We start from the raw sequence: 16,708 nt of genomic DNA, 5'->3' as shown, positions 1-16,708 counted from the left end.
CCGACCTCTCCCCGTGTCGGACCAGCGCTCACTTTGCGTCACCGGTCATCTTGCGCGGGAGGTTAACAAGCAATTCATCGCTTTTTCGCCAGGTATCTCATTAAAGCTGGGAATATCTGCCGGTGGCATCCGTCACACCGGCACGTCGGGTGCGTTACCGTCGGCGCGTGACCCGTCTCGTCTCCGTCGCCCCGGAACGCCTCGATCGCTGGCTCACCGGCTTCGGCGAGCGGCACGGCAGCACGGCGTACGGCGTCACGCCGGAGCGGCTGACCGTGTCGGCGGAGGACGGGGCGGTCGCTGTCGTCGAGGTGCCGTTCGGGCCGTTGACCGAGCTCAGCCGGGACGGCCTGGTCGCGCATGTGCTGGCCGACCACCGGCTCGGCGTCCTGCTGGTCCGGCGAGGCGGGTACGGCGCCGGGGTGTTCGTCGGCAGCCGGTTGACCGACTCGAAGGTCGGGTCACGGCATGTCCAGGGCACGACGAAGGCGGGCGGCTGGTCCCAGCAGCGGTATGCGCGGCGGCGGGACAACCAGGCCCGGGAGGCGTTCGCGGCAGCTACCGAGGTCGCGGTACGGATCCTCGGTGGGGCCGAGCTGGACGCGTTGGTGTGCGGGGGAGACCGCAAGGCCGTCGACACCGTGCTCGAGGATCCCCGGCTGAAGGACCTGGTGCCGTTGGTCCGGCCGCCGTTCCTCGGCGTACCGGACCCCAAGCACAAGGTCCTCGAGCAGGCGGGTCAGGACGCCCGCGCGCTCCGGATCGAGCTCACCGACCCGCCGGATCAGGCCTCGCCGTAGAGCGACCGGAAGTCGTCCAGGGTGTCGCGGTAGAACTCGTGGTCCTCGGTCAGCTTGGCCCGGGTGAACAGCTCCTTGTTCTGCTCGTACACCCTGGTCCCGAGCTCGGTCCAGAACGCGTCCGCCGGGATCGCGTCCGCGCCGTCGGGCAGGAACTTCAGCGCCTCGGCCAGGCCGTCGCGGGCGAACTCCCAGTTGAGCTCGACGCGCTCGCGGTTCTGGCCCGGCTGACCGGTGTACTCAAGATCGGCGTCCTGGGCGCGCCGGGCCCAGACGGAGGCGAGGCTGACCCAGGCCCCGGCGTCCAGCAGCAGCGAGACCCCGAGCCCGAACCGCTCACCGAGCTTGCGCGCCTCGTCCTCGGTCCGGAACGGGACCTCCACCTCGCCGACCGCGGAGCTGATCGTCCAGCTCTCCTCGTTCTCGGTCCGGGTGGTGGCCGGCGGCGCGGTCGCCTCGGGGGCGTCGTCGCCCACGGCGAGCACGCTCAGGTAGACCTGCGCCTCGGCCAGGGTCCGTGCGGTCAGCATCAATTCGCTCCTGTATCGCTGTAGCTGTCTCTGACGACGAGTAGTCGCTCCAGCCGGAACCTACCCGGTTCCGCGGCTCTTACCGCCTGCCCGTCGTCGGTCCAGAACGCGTTGTCGGGCACCGCGTCGGCGCCGGCCGGGACGAACTTGAGTACTTCCTCGACCGCGGCCCGGGCCACCTGCAGGACCACGGCGGCCTCCTGGTCGCCGGCCAGGTCGGCGCCGGCCGGGACCGAACCGGCCGCCCGGTCCGCGACGGCCATCCACTCACCGGCGTCGATCAGCTCGGACGGCTCCGGCCCGCCGAAGTTCGGGAACGGGCCGACCGACTCGGTCTCCGGCAGCCCGAACAGGTACTGACGTTCGGCGCCGCAGGTCGCGCAGATACCGGCGTAGCTGATCACCAGCTCGCCGTCGGACTCCACCAGGCCGTGCTCCCAGGGCGTCTCGATCGTGCCGCAATCCGGGCACGGGTGCAGCTCCAGGTAGAGCAGCGTCTCGTCTCCGGTTCGCGCGATCGCGTACGTCGGGTCGTAGTCGCTCACTGCACCGCCAATCCGGTCCCGGTCTTGCCCTTGGTGTGCTTGCCGACCCCCGGCTTGGCGCCGTCCGGCCCGGCCATCCGCTCCCCGTGCGCCGCGGACAGCTTGTGGTCGAGCTGCGTCAGCGCGGAGGCCGGGATCCCGTTCTCCTGCAAGGCCTTCACCACGCTACCGGTGAACCGGCCGTTGTGCCCGCCTTCGTCGTACAGCGCGCGCAGGTCGACCCGGCCCTCGGCGAGCAGGGCCAGCTGCGGGTGCAGGGTGGCGAACGCAGCCCCGAAGTCCTTGTCAGGGTCCTTGCCGTCCTTGCGGTCCTTGCGGTCCTTGCCGTCCCGGTCGTCGGTCATCCTGCCGTCCGGCATCGCCCGGTACACCTGCTCGGACCCGTCCTTCTCCGTCATGGTCAGGACGACGACGACGTTGTCCTTGCGCGCCTGCGCGAGCGCGTCCACCATCGGCCGGTACGGGTGGAACTCCTCGGCGCCGGTGCCGTCGCGGACCACCTCGCTCGCGCTGACCCGGCGTTCCGGGGTCCGCTTGATCGCGGCGGCGACCCGGTCCGCGTCCCAGCCCTCCAACGGCGGCAGGCCGGCCTCCATCCGGGCCTGGATCGCCTCCAGCTCGTGCCGGAACATGGTCAGCCGGGCGACACCGGTGGCCGCGTTCTCGATGGTGTGCTCGCGGTCGACCTTCGGCTGGTTGTGCCGGTCGTACTTCAGCCGCCGCGCGTCGATGTGGAACTTCACCTGCATCTCGACGGTGACCAGCTGGCCGGACTCGAAGCTGGTCGTCTCGTTCCGGTTGCCGGTCGTGTCGGAGTCCCTTTCGGTCACCTGGTCGCTGACGTTGAAGCCGGCCTTGATCCCGGTCATCCCGTCGGCGGCCCCGACGTTCTTGCTGGTCGGCAGCAGCCGGGTGCTCTTGCGGGCCGTGTTGGTCTGGCCCTGCTGCCGGTACACCTCACCGAGCTGGCCGGTCTCGCCGGTGTCCGAGACGACCTGCAGGCCGGACAGCTCCGTCCGCAGCCGCATCGTGACGGCCCGCGAGCCGTGGCCGGGCACCGGTAGCGGCGGCGTCCACGGACCGTCGCCCAGACCGGCCCGCTCGAACGCGATCCGCCGGGTGGCCGCGGAGAAGAGCTTGCGCACGGTCGGCTTGTGCAGCTGGACGCCGGGTGCGGTGAGCATGCCCCGGCGACCCAGACCGGCACACGCCGACTTGACCAGCTGGTCCTCGTACTGCCGGTCCTCGGCGGTCTTGGCCGGGTCCGGCAGCTCCCCGTTCTCGTCGTGCAGCTGAATGCCTTGCAGGAAGTAGTAGTTCGGCAGCGGGACCGTCCGGTGGTCCGCCACCTCGGGCCGGACGACGTCGGGCGGGTTGATGTCCGAGACCGGGACCGACAACGTCATCGTGCCCCGGGCCTCCCGGCGCAGCGGGGGCAGCTTCTCCTGCTTCTCCTTCCGGTCCTGCAGGGTCCGCAGCAGCACGCCCCGGGTGTCGGCCCCGACCACCGGCGGCTCGTCGACGTCGATGATCAGCCGGAAGCCCCGTTCGACGTCCTTGGTCTCCTGGACCACGGACCGGCTCATCCGGGTGTTCTGCTCGATCCCGGTCGACGTCTGGGACGTGGTCGCCTCGGTGGTCAGTCCGGCCGAAGCGGTCCCCGAGCCCTCGCCGTCCGCACCGGTACCGCCTTCCGCGAGGCCGCCGCCGACCTCCACGCTGTACCCGGTCGTCGTGGTGCGGCTGCGGGCTTCCTCGGTGTAGTCGTAGCCCTGGGTGATGTTCGTGCTGTTCTGGGTCTTGTCGTCGGTCTCGTCCCCGGGCGGGTCCGACACGGTGGCCGGTCCGTCGAACACGATCCGGACCCGGACCTGCAGGTTGCGCGGTGCGACGGCGCCGTCGCCGTCGACGGTGAACGGGTAGTCCATCGTGAAGCCGGCCGGGTCGAGGATGTCGTCGGCGTGCCCACGCCAGCGGATCCCGCCGAGCTCGCTGCGCAGCGCCTCGCGGATCTTCGGATCGGTGAGCGCGTCCGGGACCCGCTCGGCGATGGTCGCCTGCACCTCGGCCAGCATCTGGGTCTCCTGGCCGTCCTTGACGAAGACGTCCCGGCTGACCTGCGCGGCACCCAGCGTCGTCGAGTACGAGTCGGGCAGCCGTACCTCGGTCCGCTCGGCCGCGATCTTCTCGGCCTCGACGGCGACGTCCTGGAACTTCTCCGGCAGTCCGGCCGGCTTGGCCACCGGGGCGAAGGTGCGCAGGTGCTCGGCCAGCCGCTCGTCGGTGTGCGACAGGGCGAGCTCGTCGGTCGCGCCGGCCTTCTCCGCCTGGTACCGGCGCAGCAGGCTCGCCGTGGTCCGCCGATCCAGCTTGAGGTCGCCGTTCAGCACCCGCTCGACCGCGTCGGTCACCTTCTGCAGCGGCAGCTCCAGGTCCTTGCGGCCGTACATCCTCAGCGCGTCCCGCTCCGGGATCGTCAGCATCACCGTGCCGTTCTCCAGGTCGACCTTCCTCGGCCTGGACAGCCCGGATTCCTTGATCTTGGCCTCGAGGACCAGGTCGGCGACGAACTGGTAGTGCTGGCCGGTCTTGATCCCGAGCCGCTCGATGCCGCCGATCGCGGTCTGCGTACTGGAGCTGGACGAACTGGTCGAGCGGGCTCCGCCGATGCTGGCGTTCATGCCGTCGCCGTCGGCCTGCACCGAGCCGGTCCCGACCCCGACGCCGATCCGCTGGCCGGTCGAGCTGCTCGCGGTGAAGCTGGAACTGGCCAGGGTGAGGTTGATGTCGCCGATCACCTGGTGCCCGCTGCCGACGTACTTGAGGTTCTCCACCCGGGTGGTGAGACCGACGCTCGCCTGCCGGGGGAGCAGGCCGCGCTGGGCGATCGCCTGTTCCCTGGTGGACGGCGCCGGGCTGATCGCGAACCCGGTGCTGTACTCGGTCGTCATCATCTCGGGGTGCGCGTTCAGGTTCCGCACGTTCATGAACGCGGCCAGGTGGTGCAGCGCGGCCGAGTCCTGCCGGGCCGCGGCCGGCATCTCCGCGACCAGCCGGGACAACGCGTTCCCGGTGTCCAGGTGCTGCCAGGTGGCCGTCTGCAGCAGCGCCGGCTTCACCCGGCCCGGGATGGACATGACCTGTGGCTCGCCCCGGTCGCAGAACTCGCTGTCGATCGTGACCCGGGCCTTGCTCTCGACGTCGACGATCGGGTCGGTGTCGCCGGCCGTCGTCACCTCGGTGATCCGCAGCCGCGAGGTCACCTCGAAGTCGGCCAGCGGCGCCGTGCTCTCGGTCAGGGTCACGCCGTTGACCGTGCTGCCGGTGGCCCAGCCGAAGAACCGGCCGAGCGCGCTGCGGTTGTACGACGGGCCGCCGTCGGGCGTACTACCGGCCTGGTTCTCGGGCGGGCGGTTGCCGAAGCCGAGCCGGGCCGACCACGGCAGGCCCTTGGACCGGCCACGGGACCGGACCGTGGTGTTCGAGCCGATGTGCAGGTTGGTCGCGGTCTGCGAGGTGTTCAGGCCGAGCAGGCGGGCGTTCTCGAAGTCCTGCTCCAGGTGGATCCGGTAGGTGTGGATCTGCGGCACGGACCCGGTCTTGTGCGTACTGACCGAGAACAGCACGCCTTCCTGGCAGGCCTGGTCGTACCCGGTCTCCAGCCGGTGCCGGGCGAGTTGCTGGCCGACCCGTTCGAGGTTGGACAGCTGGCTCGCGACGAGCGCGGGGTCCTTGCCGACCAGCGTCTGCATCTTCGGCCGGAACCGGTCGTCGAGCTCCGGCACGATGCCCTCGTCGCTCAGGTGCCGGACGAATTTCTTGTACGCCTCGTCGGCGCCCTGCAGGTTCTGCACCAGGGCGGCCCCGGCGCCGCGCAGCTGGCCAGGCCCGTTGCCCCACCAGACCGGCGGCTTCAGGTTCTCGTCGGTGGGCTGCGGGTCGCCCTTCAACAGCACCTTGCCGTCGACACCACGGCGCGGGTTGCCGTCCTTGTCGAGCATGAGCTCGCTGCGCGGGACCGGGCCGCCGTACCGGAACAGGTCGTTCGCGGGCACCCGCAGCACCGCGTCACCCTCGCCGTCGATGCTGAACGACTCGTCCTTGTCGAGCTTGTGCACGGTGAGCCGGTGGACCAGCTTGTACTTGACCCCGACGGTCCGCTCTGTCCGCTGCACGCTCGGGTGGATCGCCACGTCGCTGACGTTCAGGCTGTCCTCACGGGACGTGTTCCGGCCCGTCTTACCGGTCGGCCCGACGTCGACCGGCGTCGAACCGGCGTCGGCGAAGGTGTGCCCGAGCGTCCCGGCCGCCGACTGCGACGCGGTGTACCCCTCGCCGCCGGACGCGTTGGAGAAGCCGACCCGGAGCCGCTCGATCTTGTGCTCCGCCGAGGCGTCCGAGAGCAGCTCCGCGGACTCGGGGACGACGAAGGTCTCCAGCTGCGCGTACGCCACGGGGCGGCCGTTCCTGGAGATCAGCCGGCCGATCCCGCCGGGCCGGGTGGTCTCGTCGAGCCGGCTCGGGGTGTCGTCGATGATCAGACCGCGGAGCTGGTCGTGCCCGACCCGGTCGAGCCCGTTGAGCCGCGCGGCCAGGCCGGCCATCCCGTCGTCGCAGAGCTCCTCGAGCCCGTCGATCCGGGACAGCACGTGCTCCGGCAGCAGGGTTTCCCGCTCGCCGGCGAGACCGAAGTCGTCCAGCGTGACGGTGTCCTTCGGCGGCGGCACGGTGTATGTGTGGCCGTACCCGACCTCGAAGTGGCTGTTCTCGCGCAGACCGCCGGTGCTGACGACCCGCGGCTCCGACCACTCACCGAGGGCCGAGGTCCGCTTCTGGTAGCTCCAGCTCGGAGTCTCCGAGCGGAACCGCATGATCTCGCCGTTCAGGACCTCGACCGCACCGCCGACCCCGTAGTCGGCCGCGGTGCCGGTGGCCGAGTGACTCTGGCCGACGGCGAACTCGAACCCGGGGTTGACCACCTCGGCGGCCGCGGCCACCGCGTTGGTCGACGGCAGGAACGCGGTCACCGTCTTCAGGCTGGCACCGCCATTCACACCGAAGCTGTGCGTGACCGTGGTGCTGAGGTTGTACCCGCCCTGGTCGATCTGGCCGATCAGGCCCTCGTCGAACCCGATCGGCGAGTTCAGCACCTCGCGCAGCTCACCGGGATTCAGGTTGATCTTGAACTGGCTCAGCTGGGACACGTCGGCGGTCGCGTCGTTCCCGACCGTGATCGTGACGCCGTCCGGCGACAGCACCCGCCGGGTCTCGGACCGCAGCCGCCGGTGCAAGGTCTCCGCGGTGAACCGGAAAGGGTTCTTGTCCGCTTCGAGATCGGCGTTGATGGCCTTGGCCAACGCGGTCAGGTGAGGGAGCCGGCCGGAGCTGATGACGGTGTGCTGGACGTCCTTGCGCGGCAGCGTGGCCGCGACACCCTGCTGGTACTCACCGACCTTGTCTGCGGCCGCCTGAGCCAGCCCGGCGACCTCCACGCCAGGCTCGGCCCCCGTCGCGGCCAGCTCGTCGAGCTTGGTCAGCAGTTGCTGGTACGCCTCGGCGGCATCGTTCGCCTGGACGGCCGCGGCCTTGCAGGAGTTGGCGATCGCGGTGTGCCGGACGGCCTTGTAGGTCGCGTTCGCGGCGGCGACGCGATGTTTCCGGGCCCGTTCGGGCGCGGCGGCGTCCTTCTTGTCGTCCTCGACCTCGGCATCGGCGAGGAACGTGCTCGCGAGCGTGCTCGCCGCCTCGGCGCTGTCGACGCGGGCCTCGGCCCTGGTCGCCAGGTCTTCTGCCGCCTTCTGCAGCCCCTCGATCTCGGCTGCGACCTGCTCGCGCAGATGGGCCGGCGTGTTCGGCGCCGCGGTGGGCTGGGTCCGGTCCGGCGCGATGACGTGCCGCGCCTCCGGCGACCACGGCAGGACCGGGGCCGGCTGGCCCTTCTTCTCGATCGCCGCCGACAGGCCGTGCAGCTCCTGCTCGAGCCGGGCGACCTCCCGCGCGTCCGGTACCGGCTGCAGCTGCGCCTCACGCCAGTTCCGGCTGAGCATCCGGAACTGGTCGTACTGCGCGGTCGCGTCCCGGCCGCGCAGGTTGGACACGGCCGACCGCATCCGCTGGAAGATGGTCGCGGGCGGCGCCGACCGGGTGTCCAGCTTCTGCAGGGCGCCGCTGAGCTGGCTCGTCCAGACCCGCGGCAGGTGCTGGCCGGCCATCCGCGGGTCGATCCGCAGGACGTGCGGGTCCGTCATCGAACCGGACCGCAGTGTCGTGTGCGCGGCCAGGCCGTTCGGCGGCTCCCCGATCTGGACGCGGAAGTACTGCGGGTCGTGGCCGGCCGTGGTGACCACGCCGAGTTTCGGGCGGTCCACCTTCGCCGTCGGCGCGGTCAGCCCGCGCTGCAGGTCGTTCGGCTGGACCTGGAGCAGCGCGTCGAGGGCCTCGTCCTCGGTGAGATCGGGGGTGCCGGCCGGACGGCCGTCCCGGGTCAGCCCGGCACCGAGCTCGGTACCGACGGTCTGGGACCGGTTGGTGGCGGCGCGGTGCTTGCCGCCGACGGCCCGGCGGTGCGCGCCCCGGCGCCTCGGGCCGGGGGACGGGGGAGCGGCGCGGTTGGTGAGGACCTGGGCTTCGCGGTGGATCCGCCCGGCGGCCTCGACCGTGTCTGCGACGAGTGGCGGGCGCTCGGCGGCCTCGGCCGCGGCCCGCTCGGCGGCCAGTCGCTGGATCGCCGAGTCGGTGGTCAGACGGTTGTTCTCCAGCACGACGCGGAGCAGCGCCTGCGCCTCGGTCTGGGCCTGGTCGGACAGGTTCGGCACATCGAGCAGCCGGTCCAGCGCGACCGTGGCTCCGTCGACCGGGGACGAACCGCCCCGCGCGTGGTCGATCTCCGCGCCGAGCAGCGCGACCGCCTCCGCGAGCAGGCGCTCGTCGGACACCTGTTGCGCGGCCAGCTCGGCCAGCCGGCCGTCGACCCGGTCGACGGCCTCCCGCTCGAGCACGTCCCGCGAGCTCGACAGCCGGACGCGGCCGTCCTCCAGCGCCATCGCCTCGGGCGCGACGACACCGAGCGCGACGCCGAGCGCCGCCCGGGTTCGCCCGTCCGGCTGCTGCACCGGCGTAGTCATCGGCCCGTCCGGGTCCGGACCTGTGCCGAGCGCGGGACCCAGGTAAGGGTCCGGCCGCTCGCCGAGTGCTGCTTCGTCGTGGTCATCAACCAGCAGTCCCCGATCCTCATCATCAATTCAATGTGACGGCAGTGTGACCGCAAAGTAACGTTTCGGGTTCCCGCGGGCAACCAAACTACGATCTCGATCCGGATTCGGTTGGTTGTTGACGATTCGACGAATCGGTCGTTTGGTTGCCAACCGCAATTACCTGGTCCGGTAAACCGGACCCGCCATCGCCGCGAGCGGCCCGGTCGTGTCAGGCTTTGTCCGGCCAGGGCGGAACGCCCACCTCGGAGCCGGCGGCGGTGTCCGTCCGGCGGTCCTGGATCGGGAGTCGGAAGGTATGAACGCAGAGCTGGCGCCGTCGGAGTGGAGCGTTTCGGAGGCCCGCAGCCTCACCGCCCAGTTGCGGCACGTGGCGACCACCGGCGCGGAGTACGACGGTCTGGAGCTGTTCGCCGCGCTGACGGAGTACCTGGACCAGCTGTACGGCGGGGCCGGGTTCGACCGGTTGCTGGCGGCACCGGACCGGGAAGCGATGGCCCGGCGGATCCAGGGTCTGCGTGGCCGCAAGGCGCCGATCGAGTTGGACGACGACGGCGTCCCGGTGGAGGTGCCGTCCGGGGACGTGGATCCGCGGCTCGACCAGCCGGTGAACGCCGCCGTCACACTGGCCGAGGGACGACGGCTCGCGGCGGGGCTCGCGGCCGCCGACGAATGGCAGCGGGAGCTGGGCCGCGCACTGCAGGCGCTGTACACCTATCTAGACCAGTTGTACGGCGGCCCGGGTGCCTTCACCGAGCTGTTGACCCCCGGCGAACGGGCGCAGATCGCGGCCGGTGCGCCGAACCGGTAACAGCCTTGCCACGGGGTGGACCTGGGCGGGCGGTTGGTACCGTCCGGCCATTACGGTAGGCCGGTGAGTTCCTCGACCCGTCCCCCGGCCACCGGCGCTCGTGCGGCGAGCAGAGCCGCCGGCGGTACCAACCGCCTTCCCAGCAGCCGGGAGCGACGGCCCGCCCTGGCCGCGCTCGCCGTGATCCTGATCCTGCTCGGGGCCGCCGGCTCGGCCCTGATCGCGCTGCGCAGCGGCGACCGCCAGGACTTCGTGGCGATCTCCGAGCCGATCCCGCCCGGCCACAAGATCACCAAGGACGACCTGGCCCGCGGCGACCTGGCCGGCGCGACCAAGGCGCTGGTGCTGTGGTCCGACGCGGACAAGCTGATCGACCAGTACACGACCAGTGCCCTGTACCCGGGCCAGTTCGTCACCGAGGACAACTTCACCCGTGAGCCGATCCCGCCGGGTGGCGCCCTGGTCGGCGTCAGCCTGGAGAGCGGCCGGGCGCCGTCCGAGCCGATCCAGCCCGGCGACATCGTCCGGGTGATCCGGGTCCCGGCCGCGAACCAGGACGGCGCCGCGCCGTCGGTCCTGGTGAACGCGGCCGAGGTGACCGGCAGCGCGGGCGCCATCGCCGACAGCAAGACGAACGCGAACACCACCCTGAACGTGACCGTGCTGGTGCCGACCGAGCGGTCCACCGTGGTCGCCGCCGCGGCCGCCGCCAAGACCCTGGTGCTGGTGAAGTTGTCACCGGCCACCAAACCGGACGTCGCCCGCAGCAACGGAGGCGGTTGATGGCACTCGTCGCGATGGCGAGCGCGAAGGGCTCGCCCGGGGTGACGACGGCTGCCCTGGTGATGGGTGCGCTCTGGCCGCGGCAGGTGCTGCTGACCGAGTGCGACCCGGCCGGCAGTGACGTCGCGATCCGGATGACCGCCCCGGGCGGCCAGCCGCTGAACTCCGACCGCGGGCTGGTCAGCCTGGCCGCGGCCGGTCGCAAGGGCCTCGGCGACGAGGTGATCATGGCGCACAGCCAGCAGCTCGACGGCGGCCTCGACGTGATGCTCGGCGTCCGCTCGCCCGAGCAGGTCGGTGGGATGGGCGGGCTGTGGGCGCCGCTCGGCATCACCTTCAACCAGATGCAGTCGGCCGACGTCATCGCCGACTGCGGCCGGATCGGTGCCTCGTCCCCGCAACTGCCGGTGGTCCAGGCCGCGCGGCTGGTCGTCCTGGTCTGCACGGCGACCGGTTCGTCGGTGGCGCACCTGCGGGAGCGGCTGGCGACGTTGGTGCACCACGTCGACGCGCGGCTCGCGGTGATGGTGGTCGCCGATCCGAAGCAGCGCGACGGCGTCAAGCAGGTGTGGTCCGTCCTCGACCAGATGTCGGTCCGGATCGAGCACCGCTGGCACCTCGCGTACGACCCGGTCGGCGCCGCGTTCTTCGACGGGCGCGGCCACGGCCGGCTCGACCGGACCGCGTTGATCCGGACCGCGAGCGACATCGCGGCCGAGATGTCCTCGGTGCTGGCGATGCCGTCGCGGCACGAGTTCGACATGGCGCAGGCGGCGTTCCCGAACGAGCGGGAGGGCCGGCGATGAGCGTCGACCAGGAGCTGGTCCGCAAGCTGCGGGTCCAGGTGGCCGAGCGGCTGAACGAGCAGCGCCGCCGCGACCAGGTGCACGGCGTCCCGCCGATGAGCGCCGAGGACGAGCGCGAGTACGCCCGGTCCCTGATCGTGCAGGTGCTCGAGGACCACGCCCGGTACGAGCTCGCCGAGGGCCGGACGCCGCCGACGCCGGACGACGACGCGCAGATCGCCGGCGCGATCCACTCCGCGCTGTTCGGGGTCGGCCGGCTGCAGCCGCTGATCGACGACCCCGAGGTCGAGAACATCGACATCAACGGGTGCGACCAGGTCTTCGTCCAGTACGGCGACGGCCGCGAGGAGTACCCCGGGCCGGTGGCCGAGTCCGACGAGGAACTGGTCGAGCTGATCCAGGTGCTCGCCGCCCACGCCGGACTGACCAGCCGCCCGTTCGACTCGGCCAACCCGCAGCTGGACCTCCGGCTGCCGGACGGGTCGCGGTTGTCGGCGGTGATGGGGGTGACCGCGCGGCCCGCGGTCTCGATCCGGCGGGCCCGCCTCGGCCGGGTGTTCCTCAAGGACCTGGTGGCCAACGGCACCTTCTCCGACGACGTCGGCTCGTTCCTGCGGGCGGCGGTCGCGGCGCGCAAGAACATCATGATCGCGGGCGCGACGAACTCCGGGAAGACCACCCTGCTGCGCGCCCTGGCCAACGAGATCGCCCCGCACGAACGGCTGATCACGGTCGAGCGGTCGCTCGAACTCGGGCTCGGCGAGTTCAAGGACCTGCACCCGAACGTGGTCGCGTTCGAGGAGCGGCTGCCGAACTCCGAAGGCGTCGGCGAGGTCAGCATGGCCGACCTGGTCCGCCGCTCGCTGCGGATGAACCCGTCCCGGGTCATCGTCGGTGAGGTGCTCGGCGACGAGATCGTGACGATGCTGAACGCGATGAGCCAGGGCAACGACGGCTCGCTGTCGACGATCCACTCGAACAGCTCGATGGAGGTGTTCAACCGGATCAGCACGTACGCGATCCAGGCGACCGAGCGGCTGCCGATGGACGCCACCCAGATGCTGATCGCGGGAGCGCTCGACTTCGTCGTGTTCGTCCGCAAGGTGAACGACTACCAGCACGGCGGCAGCATGAGCCGGTACGTGGAGAGCATCCGCGAGGTGACCGGCTGGGACGGCCGGGTGCTGTCCGGCGAGGTGTTCGCGCCGGGACCGGACGGGCACGCGGCCGCGCACGCCCCGATCGCCTGTATGGACGAGCTCGAGCACTACGGGTACGAGCCGATGGTGCACGGGCGGTGGGCCTGACATGGACGACCGCACTCTGACGGCCCTGCTCTGCGGCGCGGTGGTCGGCGGCGGGATCCTGCTGCTGATCATGGCGATCCGCGGCACGCCGAAGCGCGAGGAGACCCCGTCGCTGTTCAAGCGCGGCAGCGGCGCCCAACAGCGGAAGAACCTGACCCGCATCGCGGCCGGCCTCGGCGTCGGCCTCCTCGTCCTGGTGGTCACCCGCTGGCTCGTACTGGCTGCCGCGCTCGGCCTGCTCGCCGCGCTCGCCGACCGGTTCTTCGGTGGTACCGGTGAAGAGCGGCGCGCGATCGAGCGGCTGGAGGCGCTGGCCACCTGGACCGAGGCGCTGCGCGACACCATCGCGGGCGCGGTCGGCCTGGAGCAGGCGATCCCGGCCACCGCGGTGAACGCTGCCCCCGCGATCAAGCCCGGCCTGAACCTCCTGGTCGACCGGCTGCGGATCCGCGAACCGTTGCCGTCGGCCCTGATGCGGTTCGCCGACGACCTGGACGACCCGTCCGCCGACCTGATCGTGGCGGCCCTGGTCCTGAACGCGCGGCTCCGCGGACCAGGCCTGCGCGAGGTACTGACCGCGCTGGCCGACTCGGCCCGCGAGGAGCTCGACGTCCGGCGCAAGGTCGCGGCCGAGCGGCGTTCCACCCGGCGGAGCGTCCAGGTGGTCGTCGCGATCACGTTGCTGGTCGCCGCCGCGCTGGTCCTGTTCAACCCGGCGTACGTGGAGCCGTACACCAGCTTCGTCGGGCAGTTCGTGCTGTTCGTCGTGATCGCGCTGTACGCGGTCGGGCTGGTCTGGTTGCGCCGGCTGGCCAAGATCGAGGTGCCGGAGCGGTTCCTGATGGGCGGCAGCGAGCGGCCCGCCAAGAAGTCCGGTGACGAGCGGATGGAGGTGGTCGGGCGATGACGTGGGCCTTCGTGACAGGCGGCCTGGTCGGCCTCGGGGTGTACCTGCTGGTCCGGATGTTCATCAAGCCCCGGGCGAACGTGCTGTCCACGATCGCGCGGATCGACGCGGGCCGCGCCGGGTACACCAGCGCGTCCACCGCGAGCGCGGCGGGGGAGCGGGTCCTCGGTGGCGTCGACAAGGCCCGCGACTCGCTCGGCCGGCGGCTGGAGGCCGAGGCGAACGCGCGTGGCTGGACGTTCGGCAAGCTGCGCCGCGACCTCGCGGTGATGAACCAGCCGTTCGCGGCGATGCTGGCGACCAAGGTGTTCTTCGCGCTCGGGGCGATGATCTTCATCCCGATCGTGCTGTTCCTCTTCGCGATGCTCGGCCTGCCGGCGCCCGGGGCGACCCCGGCGATCGTGACCCTGGCCGCGATGACGTTCGCGTTCTTCCTGCCCGACCTGGCGTTGCGGCAGGAGGCCGAGGAGCGCCGCCGGGACTTCCGGCACGTGGTCGGCAGCTTCCTCGACCTGGTCGCGATGAACCTGGCCGGCGGCCGCGGTCTGCCGGAGGCGCTGATGACGGCGTCGACGATCGGCGACCACTGGGCGATGGCGCGGATCCGGCAGGCGCTGGCGAACGCCCGGCTGATCGGCATCACCCCGTGGGACGCGATGGCCCGCCTCGGCGACGACCTCGGCGTGGACGAACTGCGCGACCTCGCCTCCGCGCTCGCCCTGGCCGGCGACGAGGGCGCGAAGATCCGCGCCTCGCTGCTGGCCCGGGCCGCGTCGCTGCGCCGCAAGGAGCTCGCGGACGTCGAAGGCAAGGCCGGAGAGCGCTCCCAGTCGATGCTCGTGGCCCAGCTGGTGATGTGCGCGGCGTTCATGCTCTTCCTGGGTTTTCCGGCCGGCGCCGCGATCCTGGGAAGTTAGCCGGACCGATGGAATGGGCAAGGGATCCAACGGGCAGAACTGTCCGTCGGACAGGGCATACTGTGGCCTGGTTTCAGGCTCTCTCGAGTGGAAGGCAGACGGATGAACGTGGAAGTGCAGTTCGTGCGCGCGATGGTCGGCTACGCGCTGGCGCGGGCCCACAACCAACGGGCCCGGGCTCGCCGCGGTGAGAGCGAGCTGGGTGCGTCCGCGCTGGAGTGGGCGATCATCTCGGCCATCCTGGTCGCCGCCGCGCTGGCGATCGGCCTGGTCGTGCGCAGCGTGATCGACAAGCGCACCGGCGAGATCCAGAAGGGCTGAGCGGTGTCGCGGGGACGTCACCGGGCGGGTCGACGGCGCTCCGAGCGGGGCGCCAGCTCGCTGGAACTGGCGATCCTCGCGCCGTCGATCCTCGCGCTCATCTTCCTCTCGATCCAGACCGCGCTGTGGCTGTACGGCCGGTCCGTCGCGCTGAACGCGGCGCAGGAAGGGGTCTCCCGGCTGCGCCTGGTCCAGCCGCCGACGTATACCGAGGCGATCGGCGAGCGGGTCCGCAGCGACATCGAGGCGTACGCCCAGCAGCTCGGCGGCAACTCGCTCGGTGACGCGCAGGTGCAGCCACCGGCGTACAACAATCCCGAGGGCCTGGTGTCGTTCACGGTCACCGGCGAGACGATCTCGCTGGTGCCCGGCCTGACCCTCACCGTGAGCCGGACCGCCACCGGCCCGATCGAACAGTTCGAAGCCGACGACAAGTGAGTGAGGCATGAAAATCCTGGGGAAGTGGTCGCCGCACGCCCACGGCGCGCCCGCTTCGCCTGCCCACCGCCGGTCCGGGCGGCTCCGCCGGCGGGACCAGCGCGGCACGATGGCGCTGGAGATGGTGATCCTCGCGCCGATCCTGCTGATCCTGTTCATGTTCCTGCTCGCCTGTGGCCGGTACTTCCAGACCTCGTCGCTGCTGGAGAACGCGGCCCGCGACGGCGCCCGCTCCGCCAGCCAGGCCCGTTCGCTCGCGGACGCGCAGGCCCGCGTCGACGAGGCGGTCAGCCGGACCCTGGACCAGTCCGTGGCCTCGTGCAAGGACTCCGCGTCGGGCACCATCACCACCGCGTTCACCGCCGGGACCCCGCTGTCGGTCGAGGTGTCCTGCACGATCGACTACCGCGACCTCGGCCTGCTCGGGATCGGCGGCGACACCCAGATCACCAAGAAGTTCTCCTCCTCCCTCGACCCGTACCGGGGTGTCCGCGATGGCAACACACCCTGACCCCGCGGCCCGCCCGACCCCGGCCGCCCGCCTGCTCGCGTACTTCCGCATCGATGCCGCCCGCAACGACCGCGGCGCGCTCAGCCCGGCCGTCGTCATCCTGGCCGTGATGATCTTCACCCTGGCCGGCCTCGTCATCGACGGCGGCCGCCAGCTCGGGGCGAAGTCCCGCGCCGTCGGGTACGCCCAGGAGGCTGCCCGGGTCGGTGCCGCGGCGATCGACCTGAAGGTGAGCGAGGCGAAGATCGACACCGCCAAGGCCGGGACGGCGGTCGCCCAGTTCTGCGCCCAGGTGACCGGCAACGACCCGGCGGTGACCCAGTGCGGGACGACGAAGCTGACCGGCGACGACCTCGCCGTCCAGGTCACGATCAGCAACAAGACCACGTTCCTGGGCATGGTCGGGATCGGCAACCTCGATGCCCGGGGCACCGGTGAGGCGCACGCCGAGCAGGGTGTGAAGAAGCCCGACGAGAGCCCGCAGATCCCGCCGATCTTCGTGATCACCAAGACCGAGGGTCCCGGCGCGCCGACCAGGACCGCGACCGAGCCGCCGATCGACCTGACCTGCCCGCGCTGGACGGTCGGATCGCCCAAGCCGACCCTGCCGGTCCCGCTGCCGTTGCCGACGACCTGTACGCCGAACGTCACCCCGAGCCCGACCGACGACCCGTCGGAGTCGCCTTCGGAGACCCCGTCGGGCACGCCGTCACCGACGCCCTCGGGTGGTGGCGGCCCGGTCGTCCCCGTTGTCCCGCAGAACTCCGTCCCGCCGATGATCGGGCAGCGGTGACGAACATGCGTCGTGTCCAGCCGAAGGA

The 16,708-nt window shown here is 71.4% G+C and carries 14 protein-coding genes; 11 read left to right on the top strand and 3 right to left on the bottom strand.

Translation table 11 applies throughout. The annotated features are described in order from the left end of the window. Positions 1-167 precede the first annotated feature (167 nt). A complete protein-coding gene (locus tag FB561_RS27630; RefSeq protein WP_238335096.1) occupies positions 168-800 on the top strand; it encodes an acVLRF1 family peptidyl-tRNA hydrolase in 633 nt (210 codons plus the stop codon). Here FB561_RS27630 and FB561_RS27625 read toward each other — a convergent pair. Genes FB561_RS27625 through FB561_RS27615 form a run of 3 tightly spaced genes read right to left on the bottom strand, consistent with a single transcriptional unit; the run spans position 785 to position 8,999 of the window. Continuing rightward, positions 785-1,330, bottom strand: a complete 546-nt coding sequence (locus FB561_RS27625; protein ID WP_145811644.1) for a hypothetical protein — start codon at positions 1,328-1,330, stop codon at positions 785-787. The two genes, FB561_RS27630 and FB561_RS27625, sit on opposite strands and share 16 nt — an antisense overlap. Further along, complete coding sequence (locus tag FB561_RS27620; RefSeq protein ID WP_145811642.1) at positions 1,330-1,875, bottom strand: hypothetical protein; 546 nt, start codon at positions 1,873-1,875, stop codon at positions 1,330-1,332. The genes FB561_RS27625 and FB561_RS27620 overlap by 1 nt, the downstream gene beginning before the upstream one ends. After that, entirely contained in the window at positions 1,872-8,999 is a 7,128-nt protein-coding gene (locus FB561_RS27615) for a hypothetical protein (protein WP_145811640.1), read from the bottom strand. The genes FB561_RS27620 and FB561_RS27615 overlap by 4 nt, the downstream gene beginning before the upstream one ends. Positions 9,000-9,384: 385 nt before the next feature. Between FB561_RS27615 and FB561_RS27610 the strand changes: the two genes are divergently transcribed. From FB561_RS27610 to FB561_RS27565, 10 genes are all read left to right on the top strand, one after another. Next, complete coding sequence (locus FB561_RS27610) at positions 9,385-9,897, top strand: hypothetical protein (protein ID WP_145811638.1); 513 nt, start codon at positions 9,385-9,387, stop codon at positions 9,895-9,897. 63 nt (positions 9,898-9,960) lie between these two features. After that, on the top strand, positions 9,961-10,680 hold the full coding sequence (locus tag FB561_RS27605; protein ID WP_145811636.1) for a CpaB family protein: 720 nt from the start codon (positions 9,961-9,963) through the stop codon (positions 10,678-10,680). Beyond that, on the top strand, positions 10,680-11,486 hold the full coding sequence (locus FB561_RS27600; protein WP_145811634.1) for a CpaE/TadZ family protein: 807 nt from the start codon (positions 10,680-10,682) through the stop codon (positions 11,484-11,486). The genes FB561_RS27605 and FB561_RS27600 overlap by 1 nt, the downstream gene beginning before the upstream one ends. Then, the gene (locus FB561_RS27595) at positions 11,483-12,793 is read left to right on the top strand and encodes a TadA family conjugal transfer-associated ATPase (RefSeq protein WP_145811631.1); all 1,311 of its coding nucleotides are present in this window, start codon (positions 11,483-11,485) and stop codon (positions 12,791-12,793) included. The genes FB561_RS27600 and FB561_RS27595 overlap by 4 nt, the downstream gene beginning before the upstream one ends. Position 12,794: 1 nt before the next feature. Then, positions 12,795-13,700, top strand: a complete 906-nt coding sequence (locus tag FB561_RS27590; RefSeq protein WP_145811629.1) for a type II secretion system F family protein — start codon at positions 12,795-12,797, stop codon at positions 13,698-13,700. Then, entirely contained in the window at positions 13,697-14,617 is a 921-nt protein-coding gene (locus FB561_RS27585; RefSeq protein WP_145811626.1) for a type II secretion system F family protein, read from the top strand. The genes FB561_RS27590 and FB561_RS27585 overlap by 4 nt, the downstream gene beginning before the upstream one ends. Positions 14,618-14,719: 102 nt before the next feature. After that, on the top strand, positions 14,720-14,938 hold the full coding sequence (locus tag FB561_RS27580; protein ID WP_145811624.1) for a hypothetical protein: 219 nt from the start codon (positions 14,720-14,722) through the stop codon (positions 14,936-14,938). A 3-nt stretch (positions 14,939-14,941) separates the two neighbouring features. Then, on the top strand, positions 14,942-15,376 hold the full coding sequence (locus FB561_RS27575) for a TadE/TadG family type IV pilus assembly protein (protein WP_145811622.1): 435 nt from the start codon (positions 14,942-14,944) through the stop codon (positions 15,374-15,376). Between the two features lie 7 nt (positions 15,377-15,383). Further along, on the top strand, positions 15,384-15,887 hold the full coding sequence (locus FB561_RS27570; protein ID WP_145811620.1) for a TadE/TadG family type IV pilus assembly protein: 504 nt from the start codon (positions 15,384-15,386) through the stop codon (positions 15,885-15,887). After that, positions 15,871-16,680 carry a TadE/TadG family type IV pilus assembly protein gene (locus tag FB561_RS27565; RefSeq protein WP_145811618.1) on the top strand — a complete coding sequence of 270 codons (810 nt, stop codon included), beginning with the start codon at positions 15,871-15,873 and terminating at the stop codon, positions 16,678-16,680. The genes FB561_RS27570 and FB561_RS27565 overlap by 17 nt, the downstream gene beginning before the upstream one ends. Positions 16,681-16,708 lie beyond the last annotated feature (28 nt).

The sequence above is a fragment of the Kribbella amoyensis genome, assembly GCF_007828865.1.
Taxonomy (GTDB): domain Bacteria; phylum Actinomycetota; class Actinomycetes; order Propionibacteriales; family Kribbellaceae; genus Kribbella; species Kribbella amoyensis.
This window is presented reverse-complemented; position numbering and strand designations above follow the sequence as displayed.

Excerpts from the sequence above, each read along its gene's own strand:
- FB561_RS27625 (WP_145811644.1), bottom strand. The coding sequence starts at position 1,330 with ATGCTGACCGCACGGACCCTGGCCGAGGCGCAGGTCTACCTGAGCGTG.
- FB561_RS27615 (WP_145811640.1), bottom strand. The coding sequence starts at position 8,999 with ATGACTACGCCGGTGCAGCAGCCGGACGGGCGAACCCGGGCGGCGCTC.
- FB561_RS27610 (WP_145811638.1), top strand. The coding sequence starts at position 9,385 with ATGAACGCAGAGCTGGCGCCGTCGGAGTGGAGCGTTTCGGAGGCCCGC.
- FB561_RS27600 (WP_145811634.1), top strand. The coding sequence starts at position 10,680 with ATGGCACTCGTCGCGATGGCGAGCGCGAAGGGCTCGCCCGGGGTGACG.
- FB561_RS27595 (WP_145811631.1), top strand. The coding sequence starts at position 11,483 with ATGAGCGTCGACCAGGAGCTGGTCCGCAAGCTGCGGGTCCAGGTGGCC.
- FB561_RS27590 (WP_145811629.1), top strand. The coding sequence starts at position 12,795 with ATGGACGACCGCACTCTGACGGCCCTGCTCTGCGGCGCGGTGGTCGGC.
- FB561_RS27585 (WP_145811626.1), top strand. The coding sequence starts at position 13,697 with ATGACGTGGGCCTTCGTGACAGGCGGCCTGGTCGGCCTCGGGGTGTAC.
- FB561_RS27580 (WP_145811624.1), top strand. The coding sequence starts at position 14,720 with ATGAACGTGGAAGTGCAGTTCGTGCGCGCGATGGTCGGCTACGCGCTG.
- FB561_RS27570 (WP_145811620.1), top strand. The coding sequence starts at position 15,384 with ATGAAAATCCTGGGGAAGTGGTCGCCGCACGCCCACGGCGCGCCCGCT.
- FB561_RS27565 (WP_145811618.1), top strand. The coding sequence starts at position 15,871 with ATGGCAACACACCCTGACCCCGCGGCCCGCCCGACCCCGGCCGCCCGC.